The following is a 10,469-nucleotide window of genomic DNA, read 5'->3' on the forward strand; positions in this document are numbered from 1 at the left end:
GGGCATCGGTGCGGTCAAGCGCAGGTGCAGTGTCGGCCATGCTCCGGGCATCGGCGTGGTCAAGCGCAGGCGTCGTGCCGGCCGTGTCCTGGGCGCCGCCGATCCCCGCGGACTCCTCCGTCCTCGATGGCGAGGGCCGGGACGGAGAGGGAACGATCGGACGCGACGGCGACGGCGACGGCGGCCGCGGCACCGTGGGACGAGGCGGAGCCGGGGCGGTCGTCCCGGCCGGAGTGCCGCCGCCTTCGAGAGTGGCCGGAGGCGCGGATACCTCGCTCGGCGGCGGGAAAGCCGACACCGGGACCTGGCTTGCGCCGGTGGCCTCGGTGCCGGCCCCCATGGCCGACCGGCTCCCACTGGCGGATGGGGTGTTGGCCGGCTCGGAGTTGGTCTTGGTGGGCCGGGTCCCCATCGCTTGGGCGGCCGGTTCGCCGGGGCGAACCGTGGCGCTGACAGCGCCCGGCGCGGCCGGGCCGGGCTCTGCGGCAGAGCTCATCGCTCGGACGGGCAGGCTCGGCTCGATCGGTTCCGGCGAGTCGGCGGTGAGGACCGCATCAACATCTACGGCCGAATCGCCCCGAACGCCAGGATCAACCGGAATACCGCGATCAACATCACTGCCTGGGTGAGCCCCGCCACCAGCCGCAACGTCCCGCCCGGCCCGAGAGTCACCACCCCGCTGCGCGGCGCCACCGGAGTTGGAGACCTGAGCCCTGGAAGCTGGGCCGGCGGGGACATTCGCCGGCCCATGAGGACGGTCGGAGGGCGGAACGTTCTCCGGCGCATCACCCGCCGGCACGAAGCCGGCGGGTGTGGGACGCCGGCTCGGGGAGGGACGGCCGGGGGCCGCCGATTGACGTCCTACTCGCGGTGCATCGGTGCGGCGTGGGCCGGTGGCGCTCCAGTCGGTGGCCTTCGGGCCGGTGACCACGGACACCCGCTGGCTCGCCATGCGTGGATCGCGTCCGGACTCGGCCGCCCGGCCTTCGTTGCGGGGCTCCCTGTCTCGCGTGTCCTTGGCGCGCCGGTCGTGCCCGCCGGCCTGCGCATGGGCGTAGGGGCTAGTGGAGTCGTCCGCGAGAACGGGCTCGTGGTCGGAGGCAGTGTCCTTGATGTCGCCGCGGATGGCACGGGCGTCAGCTGCTCCGGCCGCGTAGGCCGCGGCCACCGCGTTCACGGAGATCGCCTCGGCGCTTCCGTCCGGCGTGGACGCGCCGTCCTCCGGCACCGCGGATCGGGCGGGACGGTCCTCCGCACCGGACTCCGCCTCATCTGCAAGAACGGAAGAAGCGGGCGCCTCGGCAGCGCTTCGAGACGGATGCGGCGAGGGCTTGCTTCCGGCCGGGCGCCCGTGACGCGGCGCGTTCGACGGCCGGTCGGGTGCCGCGACGGGCGCGGACTGGGCCTTCGCGGCCTCCCTCTGCGCGAGATCGGCAGGAGCCGCGTGCGCGAGGTCGGTTGAGGAGGGCGCGGACTGCCTGCGGTCGGCCGGAGTGCTCAGGTCGCCCTGCGCGCGATCGGCTGGGGCGTCCGGCTCCACCTGCGCGGTTTGAGCCGACGGGCCGAAAGCAGGCCGCGGAAGGTCATCGGAGGCCGCCTCCGCAAGACCGGCGGGACCGTTCGCATCCGTCTGCGCAAAGTCGGCCGACGTGTGCGCAGCTGCCGGCGCGAGGTCAGCCGAAACGGCCGGGGCCGCCTGCGCGAGATCAGCCGAAGCAGTCGGAGCCGCCGGCGCGCGATCGGCTGGGGCAGTCGGCGCCGCCGGGTCGGGCGGAGTGCTAGGAGCGGACGCCTGGGCCGCGGCCTCCATGGCGGCGGCTCGGCGGCGGGCTGCCTCGGCGACTCGGGCTGCGGCCTGGGCCTCGGCCTCTCGGGCTCGGGCGGGGGCGGTTTCGGCTACCCAGGCGCCCACCGCGGAGGCCTGGAACATCGGGATGTCGGTGGGGGCGGTGGAGCGGCGGCGGGTGGCTCGGTCGGCTCGGGTGCCGAACAGGGGTTCGGGCACGCTGGGCGGGTCACCCAGAGGCAGGGAGACGGGGCCGGTGGCGGATTGCGCGCCGATGAAGCTGAGGGGCTCGCCGGGGGCGGGGGTCCGCTGGCCGCTCGGGCGCGCGGCGCGGGCGGGGATCGTGGTGGTGGCGGTGGGCGAGGCGTCCGGCTGACGCGTCTGCGCCGAGCCGGCGGCAGCCGAACCAGCGAAGGCGGAAGGCGAACCGGCGGAAGGCGAACCGGCGGCAGACGAACCGGCGAGAGCGGAAGGCGAACCGGCGGCAGGCGAACCAGCGAGAGCGGAAGGCGAACCGGCGGCAGACGAACCAGCGAGAGAAGGAGGCGCGCTGGCGGCAGCTGAACCGGCGCCGGGCGGAGTGGCGAGAGGTGACCCGGCCAGAGCCGGCACCGCCCCGGCCAGGGCGGGCTCCCCCGACGGCGGCCAGTCGAGCGGCGGCGGCAGGGCTGCGGCGCGGCGTTTCTGGGCGTCGGCGAGGGTTCGGGGGCGGTGGGCGCCGGGGCGGGACGGCGACGTCAGGGGCAGGGGTGCGCCGATGGCGGCCATCAGGTCGGGGACCTGGCTCGGCTCGACCACGTACACGATTTCGCGGCGGCGGGACGGCCAGGCCAGGGTGATCAGGCCGGTCATCAGGAGCAGGGTGCCGAGGGTGAGCAGGCCCCACGTGCTCGAGTTGAGCCAGCCGGGGCGCAGCTCGGCCGTCGCGGTCAGCTGGAGGGCCGGCTTGGCGCCTGGGTCCATCACGACCAGGCTGTACGGGCCTCCGGTCACGTCGCCGGGTGTCCAGGAGACCTGGCCGAGGCCGGAGCGTGTCCAGAAGTCGGCGCGGCCGGGGAGCTGTGCGGGCGCCGTACGGCCGCGGTTGAAGCCCGTGGCGACCGGGAGGGCTCCCGTGCCGATGTCGACGGTGCGCACCGTGGAGAAGGGCACGCCCGCCAGGTAGCGCTGCACGGCGGCCGTGGGTGCCAGGCCGACGAAGGCGGGACCGTCCTGGGTCTCCGCCAGCACGCGGAGCTGGGCGTCGCCGATGCGGGTGAAAGGAGCGTCGTCGCGCAGCAGCCGGTCGACGTCGGGGACCACGAAGGCGTATCCGGCGGTGGACAGGCGCTGCAGGTCGCCGCTGAACGCGCCGCCCTGGTCGCGGTGCTGCATGGCGGCCCACAGGGCGGCGCCGGCCAGCAGCGACGGCAGGCCGATGGCCAGCAGCAGCATCCCGAGAATGGTGCGGAACAGCCGCATCAGCTTCTCCCCCTGTATCAGGACATACTGCGCAGACCATACAGAGCCAAATACCCCCAAAGTGGTCAAATTGCGTGTGAATCACCAACAGGTACGGCGGAACTACTTGATGGTCGCCGTGGTGGTGAGCGTGGACTGGTCGATGTCGCTCGTCCTGGCCGTGATCTTGAAGGTCCACTCGCCGGCCGCGGGGAGGGCGATGTCGCCGACCGCGTGGAAGTCGGTGATCCGGAGCAGCGGGATCTCGATCGGCTCGATGTTCTTCGCGGGCAGCGCGGCGGTGGCCTTCCACTCGACGACCGTGAGCGGCTTGTTGTCGGGCGTGAAGGCGTACAGGTGAATGGAGTTGTTGCCGACCTGCGCGGGGAAGACGTCGATCTGGACGGCCATCTTGGCGTCCGTCAGGGTCTTGGTCACCGTCGTGGTGGTGTCGGCGGAGGAGGCGGCCTCGGCCGTGCGCGGCGGCGAGATCTGCACCAGCGCCGAGGTCACGCCGAGGATCACGGCGGTGATGGCGAGCTCGATGGCGACGATCTTGCGCAGGCCGCGGGGCTCGGCTTCGGCGGACTTCGACCGTACGAGGCGACGGGACCACCACGCCACGCCGAGCACGAGCGCGGCGAGCCCGACCTTCACCAAGATCAACTGGCCGTACGTGCTGTCGACCAGCCCGCGCAGCGACGACACCTCGATGAGCGCCTGCACGACGCCGGCCACGATCAGCGCGCTCACCGCCGTGGCCGCCCAGCGCGACCAGATCGGCAGGATCGCGCCGAGCTCGCGCTCGTCGGCCTGGCGCAGCAGGAAGCCGACGAGCATGACCAGCCCGCCGAGCCAGACGGCCATCGCGGCCAGGTGGATCGCGTCGACCACGACGGACACCCCGGCCACGGGCGAGGCGGTGGGGTGGCCGGTGAGCGGCCAGGTGGCGATCGCGGCCACGCCGAGCACGCCGAGCAGCGCGAGGTCGGCCTTGGACTCGTTGCCCCGGCCGCGCAGCAGCGGCCGGAGCAGCAGGGCGGCCGCGCAGATCACGCCGAGCCGCACCAGCATGACGGCGCCGAACGTGCTGCCGAGCACGTCGCGCAGGTCGCCGACGCGGACGTCGAAGAGGGTCGACCCGGTCGAGTAGGGCGCCTGGAGCCAGAGCGCCATCAGGGTGCTCAGGGTGACCAGCCCGACGCCGGTCCAGATGAGGCGGGCCGGGCCGCGGCGGCTGAGCCGGTGCGGCCAGAGCAGCGCGAGCACCAGGACCGGGCCGACGAGGAGCACGAGGCCCGCGTACCCCAGGTATTTGCCGACCGGGATGAGCGCGCGGACCACCGGGTTGACCTTGGTCTCGTCGACCGAGGCGGAGGGCGGCGTCGAGGCGGCGCCGACCGAGAACGTGATGCTGCCGCCGACGGGGTGGCTGTCGGCGGAGATGACGCGGTAGCTGACCAGGTAGGTGCCGCGGCCGCCGCCCGAGCGCAGCGGGATGGTGACCGTGCCGCCGTCGACGGTCGGCTCGCCCTGGTCGGCGCGGCTGCTGTCCGGCGCGAGCACCTGGATCTTGCCGGAGAGCAGTTGGACGGACTCGCTGAAGGTGAGCGTCACCTTGTTCGGCGCGTCGGGGACGATCGTGCCGTTCGCGGGGTCGCTGGCGACCAGGGCCGCGTGCGCGCTCGCGGGAGCCGCCGGGCCCAGCAGCACCGCGAAGAACCCGACCAGCAGACCGGCAAGTGCCGCGAAAGCCCGAAAAATCCGGCGTCGCTCCGTGCGCCTCCCATAAGTCACGCAGACATGCTGCCCGATCCGATCCTGAACGCCCACTGGAGGGCCGGGTAAGTGGACAAATCGAACAACAGCGGGGCGGGCGAGCGGGGCGGGCGCGGGCGAGCGCAGACACGCAGGCCGGCGGTGGGCACCCATCGAGGGACGGCTTTCCGCGTACGATGACCGCCATGGACGGCCTGGAGGAGACGACGGAGCGTGCCCGTGCAGGTGACTCCGCCGCGCAGGCGGCCCTCGTCCGGGCCACCCAGGCCGAGGTCTGGCGATTCTGCGCGGCCCTGGTCGACCCCGGCGCCGCCGACGACCTGACGCAAGAGACGTTCCTGCGTGCCTTCAAGGCGCTCGGCGGCTTCGAGGGCCGCTCCAGCGTGCGCACGTGGCTGCTCGGCATCGCCCGCCGCGCGTGCGCCGATCACCTGCGCTCCGTGGTGCGCCGCCGGCGGCTCGACGTGCGGCTCGCCGCCCAGGCGCACACCGACCTGCCGGCGCCCGACCCGGCCCACCGGCTGAGCACCGCCGACCTCCTCGGCCGCCTGAGTGACGAGCGCCGCACCGCGTTCGTGCTCACACAGGTCCTTGGACTCTCCTACGCCGAGGCCGCCCAGGTAGAGGATGTTCCGGTGGGCACGATCCGCTCCCGGGTGGCCCGGGCTCGGGACGAGCTCGTGACCGCTGTGGCGGAGGCTCGCGCCGTCTAGTCAGCCTTTTCCCAGCGAAACCCCAGCAGAATGAGGGGAACCGGCGGGACAGTGGCATCGACTAAGTGGGCGTGACCATGGACTTGAAGCAGCAGCAGCCGACCCGGCTGACGGCAGCCTGGCCCTGGATCTCCACCCTCGCGCGACTCGGCCTGGCGGCGGTCTTCCTGATCTCCGGCGGGCTCAAGGTGACCGACCTGGCCGCCTCGGGCCGCGCGGTGAACGCGTACGACCTGATGTCGTGGGAGACCGCCAAGGTGGTCGGTGCCGTGCAGCCGTTCCTGGAGATCGCTTTGGGCCTGTTGCTGTTGATCGGCATCGCCACCCGGCTGAGCGCGGCGATCGCCGCCGTGGTCCTCGTGATCTTCATCGGCGGCATCGTCTCGGCCTGGGCGCGCGGGCTGCAGATCGACTGTGGGTGCTTCAGCAAGGGCGGGGAGCTGACCGGCGGGCGGACCGCGCAGTACGGCCTGGACATCGCGCGGGACGTGGGCTTCCTCGTCCTCGCCGGGATCCTGCTGTGGAAACCGCGCACCAGGTTCTCGCTCGACGGCCTGTTGTTGGGAGAGAGATGAGCAAGGGCAACCGGGACCGCAAGGCCGCGCAGGCGCGCCGCATCGTCGAGCAGCAGAAGGCCGCGGACAAGCGCCGCAAGGTCACCATCTGGACGACGGTCGCGGTCTTCGCCGTGCTGATCGTCGCCGGTGGCATCGGCTGGGGCGTGCTGGCCAACCAGGACAAGAAGACCGAGGCCTCGCAGGTGACGACGCCCAGCGTGGCGGTCGACGAGGGCACGGCCTTCGCGGTCGGCTCCGGGCCGGTCACCGTCGACCTGTACGAGGACTTCATGTGCCCGATCTGCAACGAGTTCGAGCAGCAGACCGGCAGCACGATCGACAAGATGGTCACCGACAAGCGGATCACCGTCCGCTACCACCCCGTGGCGATCCTCGACGAGGCGTCGAACGGCACGAAGTACTCGACCCGCTCGGCCGGCGCGGCGGCGGCCGCGGCCCAGGACGGCAAGTTCACCGAGTACCACAAGGTGCTCTATGCCAACCAGCCCGAGGAGGGCAGCGACGGGCTCACCGACGCCAAGCTGATCGAGCTGGGCAAGTCGGTGGGGCTCGGCACGACCTTCGAGGCCGCGGTGAACGACAAGACGTACGACAACTGGGCCACCAAGGTCACCGAGACGTTCGCGTCGCGCGGCTACAACGGCACGCCCACGATCGTCGTGAACGGCAAGCAGGTCGAGGGCCCGAACAACACGCTGCCCACCACGGCCGTGTTCGAGCAGGCAGTGCAGGCCGCCGAGGGGTGAGGCGGCTCCTGACGATCCTGGCGGTGGCCGGTGCGACGATCGCGCCGGCCACGCCCGCGTTCGCGCACGCCGGCGACGCGCGCGACGCGACCGCGTACCGGACCACCGTCACCGGGCTGAGCACGCCGGAGAAGGGGTTGTCGGTCCGCACGGTCGAGGCGGGGGCGCGGCTCGAACTGACCAACGAGACGGGGCACTCGGTCGAGGTGCTCGGCTACTCCGGCGAGCCGTACCTCGACATCCGGCCGGACGGCACGTACCAGAACACGAGCTCCCCGGCGGCGTACCTCAACGAGACGATCACCGGCGACACGCCCGTGCCCGCGTACGCCAGCCCCACCTCGGCACCCACCTGGCGCAAGATCTCCTCCTCGACCACGGTGCGCTGGCACGATCAGCGCACCCACTGGCTCAGCCCCGGGCTGCCGCCGCAGGCGGTGGCCGACCCCTCGCGCTCGCATCGCCTGCGCGACTGGGTGGTGCCGCTGCGCGAGCAGGTCCGCACGTTCGAGCTGCGCGGCACCCTCGATTGGGAGCCCGCGCCGCGCGCCTCGCTGTGGTGGCTCGGCGCCGCCCTGGCCGGCCTGGCGACCGTGGCGCTCGCTCGGCGTTTCCCCAGGTCCGTGCGGCCTCTCGCGCTCGTCGCCGGTCTCACCCCGTTGCTGTACGCGGTGACGACCGCCCTCGACGGCACGAGCCCCTCCCCGGTCCTCGTGCTCGCCGGGCTGATCGGGCTCGCGGCCGCGTACCGGCACCCGCCCTTCTTCCTGGCGCTCGCCGGCGCCGTGGTGGCCATCTTCGGCGGCTTCGACTCGGCCGGGGTCTTCGGCGCGGCGGTGCTCCCCGCGTACGGCCCGGGCTGGCTCACCCGCCTGGCGGTGCTGCTCGCCGCGGGCGTGGGCGCCGGGCTCGCCCTGACGGGTGTGCTCCGGATGCGCGCCGCGCTCCCCGCCGCCCCACCCGAGCGGACTATCGTCGCAGCATGACTGCCCGACTCTCACCCGGCGACGACGCGCCCGAGTTCTCGCTGCCGACCGACAACGGCGACCGGCTCACGCTCAAGGACCTGCGCGGCCGCAAGGTCATCCTGTACGTGTACCCGGCCGCGATGACCCCCGGCTGCACCACGCAGGCGTGCGACTTCCGCGACTCGCTCGGCTCGCTCCAGGCCGCCGGCTACGAGGTGGTCGGCATCTCCCCCGATGCCCCCGCCAAGCTGGCGAAGTTCCGCGAGCGCGACGCCATCACGTTCCCCCTGGTCAGCGACGAGGACAAGAGCGTGCTGACGGCGTACGGCGCGTTCGGCGAAAAGAAGAACTACGGCAAGACGGTCATGGGCGTGATCCGCTCCACCTTCGTGATCGACGAAGACGGCAAGATCGAGCGGGCGCTCTACAACGTCCGTGCCACCGGCCACGTGGCCAAGCTGCGCCGCGAGCTCGGCGTCGACTGATTTCCTTCAGTCCGGCCCGTCATCGCCGATGCTTAGGGCGACCACCACAGGTCCTGTGTCCCACGGCGGCTGTCACGCGGCTCGATCCGCGAGGCGGCCGCCGTGCTGCGTGCGGGCAAGTCGTGAGCTGCTGTTCATTCGGCCGACGCGTCAAGATCACCAAGGCTGGCGAGACTCTGGTCCGTGGTTTTGTACAGCACGCGCGCCCTGGTGACGCTCGCGGTCATCGGGGTCGCGGTCGTCGCCCCGGCGCCCGCGGAGGCTCACCCCTTCGGGGACCCGCAGACGGTGGCGATCTCGCTCGATCAGCAGCGTCCTGACGTCGTACACGTGAAGTGGCGGGTCGGGGGCCCGGACGATCTCACGGCTCTCGGGGTCGCCCTGGGGCTGCTGCCCGAGGACCGGGCGAAGGCGGACGGCACCGTCGACTACCGCTACACCGACGCGGGGGTCGTGGCGGCGTCCGGGAAGTTCGCCGACTACTTCCTGCAACGGATCGCTGTGACAGACGGTACGCGGGAGTGCGCCGGCGAGGTGGAGCAGCCGATCCAGGCGCTCGCGCTCAAGGGCGCCACCGCCGAGTTCGCCTGCCCCGCGCCGATCAGGTCGGCGACCGTCGCCGTACGGATGCTGACCGACCTGAACCCCGCGTACCGCACCCTGGCGACCGGTCCTCAGGGGCAGCGGTACGTCTATGAGGGCGGCAACGACTCGCACGCGTGGACCTTCGTCGGCGCGCCCCGAACGAGCCCGGCCGGCAGCGCCTTCGTGCAGCTCACCGCCGTGATCGGCGCGATACTCGCGCTCGTCGCGGTCGGCCTGCTCGCCGTACGCCGGGTGCGCCGCGCCCGCCGGGGGACGGTGCCGGCATGATCGACGGCTCCGCCCTCTCCGACCGCCTGCAGGACCTGATCCACACGCCCGGCGTGACGCCGCTGGCCTTCCTCATCGCGTTCCTCGCCGGCGCCAGCCACGCCGTGGCACCGGGCCACGGCAAGACCCTGGCGGCCGCCTACCTGGCCGGTTCCCGGGGCCGCGTCCGCGACGCGGCGTGGCTGGGCGGCTCGGTCGCGGCGATGCACACGTTCTCGGTGCTGGTCATCGGCATCGCCTGGACCTTCCTGTCACTTTCCGATCTGGTACGCATGGAGCAGCTCACCACGTGGCTCCAGGTGGCCGCCGGCGTGCTGATCGTCCTGACCGGCATCTGGATGTTGCGCCGTCATCTGCGGGGCCACCATCATCACCACCACGACCATGACCACGACCATGAGCACGGCCACACCCACGATCATTCGCGGCGGCCGGGCCTTCTGCTGCTGGGCATCTCGGGCGGCCTGACCCCGTCGCCGGCCGCGTTCCTCGTGCTCGCCACCGGCCTGTTCCTGGGCCGCGCCGGCTTCGCGCTGCTGCTGGTGCTCACGTTCGGTGTCGGCATGGCCGTCGTGCTCTTCACCGTCGGTGTGCTGGCGGTAGCCGGAAGCTCGCTGGTCACCCGCAGCTCCCGCTCGTTCGCGCTGCTCACCAGGGCCACCAAGGTCACCCCGATCCTGGCCGCCTCCGGCATCACGATCTTCGGCGCCGGCCTGGTCACGATCGCGGCCGTGCACCTGACCACGGTGTGAGCCTTCTTCACCGGGCGACCGCCCCGTAAAGAAGAAGGTCGACGAACTCGGCGGCCGGGAGGGCGGGGCCCCGGCCGCGGCCGCCGAGCACTCCGAGGAAGACGTCGGTGACCTGCTCCGCCGGGAGTCGCAGATCGGCCTGGTCGGGCTCGACCAGCTCCAGTACGGCCTGGCGGGTGGCTGCCTGAGCTTCGTCGCGTGCGGTGAGGAGGGTGGGTTCGCGGCTTTCCGGGGTGGCGCCGCTTTGGGGGTGGTCGCTTCGGTTCGTGGGCTCGGCCGCACTGCCGCTGGCGCCTTCCGGGTCGCTCGTGCCGGCGCCTCCGCGGCTGGCGGCTTCCGGGGCGCTCGC

Annotated in this window: 9 protein-coding genes and 1 pseudogene; 7 read left to right on the forward strand and 3 right to left on the reverse strand. The window is 72.6% G+C overall.

Annotation, left to right across the window (positions count from 1 at the left end; translation table 11 throughout):
• On the reverse strand, window positions 1–3,247 hold a 3,247-nt coding region (locus tag Ade02nite_RS12290; protein ID WP_203761738.1), incomplete at its 3' end, for a hypothetical protein.
• 102 nt (window positions 3,248–3,349) lie between these two features.
• On the reverse strand, window positions 3,350–5,023 hold the full coding sequence (locus Ade02nite_RS12295; RefSeq protein ID WP_239168710.1) for a copper resistance CopC/CopD family protein: 1,674 nt from the start codon (window positions 5,021–5,023) through the stop codon (window positions 3,350–3,352).
• A gap of 158 nt (window positions 5,024–5,181) precedes the next feature.
• Between Ade02nite_RS12295 and Ade02nite_RS12300 the strand changes: the two genes are divergently transcribed.
• The 7 genes from Ade02nite_RS12300 to Ade02nite_RS12330 all read left to right on the forward strand — a co-directional run bounded on the left by Ade02nite_RS12300 (window position 5,182) and on the right by Ade02nite_RS12330 (window position 10,120).
• Window positions 5,182–5,718: a sigma-70 family RNA polymerase sigma factor gene (locus Ade02nite_RS12300; protein ID WP_203761739.1), complete on the forward strand. Its 537-nt coding sequence runs from the start codon at window positions 5,182–5,184 to the stop codon at window positions 5,716–5,718.
• Between the two features lie 77 nt (window positions 5,719–5,795).
• A complete protein-coding gene (locus Ade02nite_RS12305) occupies window positions 5,796–6,293 on the forward strand; it encodes a MauE/DoxX family redox-associated membrane protein (protein WP_203761746.1) in 498 nt (165 codons plus the stop codon).
• Window positions 6,290–7,042 carry a DsbA family protein gene (locus Ade02nite_RS12310; protein ID WP_203761740.1) on the forward strand — a complete coding sequence of 251 codons (753 nt, stop codon included), beginning with the start codon at window positions 6,290–6,292 and terminating at the stop codon, window positions 7,040–7,042. The genes Ade02nite_RS12305 and Ade02nite_RS12310 overlap by 4 nt, the downstream gene beginning before the upstream one ends.
• Window positions 7,039–8,028, forward strand: a complete 990-nt coding sequence (locus Ade02nite_RS12315; protein WP_203761741.1) for a phage holin family protein — start codon at window positions 7,039–7,041, stop codon at window positions 8,026–8,028. The genes Ade02nite_RS12310 and Ade02nite_RS12315 overlap by 4 nt, the downstream gene beginning before the upstream one ends.
• Window positions 8,025–8,495: a thioredoxin-dependent thiol peroxidase gene (gene bcp, locus Ade02nite_RS12320; RefSeq protein WP_203761742.1), complete on the forward strand. Its 471-nt coding sequence runs from the start codon at window positions 8,025–8,027 to the stop codon at window positions 8,493–8,495. Before Ade02nite_RS12315 ends, bcp begins: the two co-directional genes overlap by 4 nt.
• 183 nt (window positions 8,496–8,678) lie before the next feature.
• Window positions 8,679–9,368 (forward strand): hypothetical protein, encoded by a 690-nt coding sequence (locus Ade02nite_RS12325; protein ID WP_203761743.1) that lies wholly within the window; start codon window positions 8,679–8,681, stop codon window positions 9,366–9,368.
• Window positions 9,365–10,120 (forward strand): HoxN/HupN/NixA family nickel/cobalt transporter, encoded by a 756-nt coding sequence (locus Ade02nite_RS12330; RefSeq protein WP_203761744.1) that lies wholly within the window; start codon window positions 9,365–9,367, stop codon window positions 10,118–10,120. Before Ade02nite_RS12325 ends, Ade02nite_RS12330 begins: the two co-directional genes overlap by 4 nt.
• 7 nt (window positions 10,121–10,127) lie before the next feature.
• Here the strand turns inward: Ade02nite_RS12330 and Ade02nite_RS12335 are convergent.
• A pseudogene (locus Ade02nite_RS12335) lies at window positions 10,128–10,469 on the reverse strand (hypothetical protein); the annotation flags it as partial.

It is taken from the genome of Paractinoplanes deccanensis (genome assembly GCF_016862115.1).
Classification (GTDB): Bacteria; Actinomycetota; Actinomycetes; order Mycobacteriales; family Micromonosporaceae; genus Actinoplanes; species Actinoplanes deccanensis.

What these genes read in the sequence shown, in the direction of transcription:
- Ade02nite_RS12300 (WP_203761739.1), top strand. Translation starts at nt 5,182, where the DNA reads ATGACCGCCATGGACGGCCTGGAGGAGACGACGGAGCGTGCCCGTGCA.
- Ade02nite_RS12305 (WP_203761746.1), top strand. Translation starts at nt 5,796, where the DNA reads ATGGACTTGAAGCAGCAGCAGCCGACCCGGCTGACGGCAGCCTGGCCC.
- Ade02nite_RS12310 (WP_203761740.1), top strand. Translation starts at nt 6,290, where the DNA reads ATGAGCAAGGGCAACCGGGACCGCAAGGCCGCGCAGGCGCGCCGCATC.
- bcp (WP_203761742.1), top strand. Translation starts at nt 8,025, where the DNA reads ATGACTGCCCGACTCTCACCCGGCGACGACGCGCCCGAGTTCTCGCTG.
- Ade02nite_RS12330 (WP_203761744.1), top strand. Translation starts at nt 9,365, where the DNA reads ATGATCGACGGCTCCGCCCTCTCCGACCGCCTGCAGGACCTGATCCAC.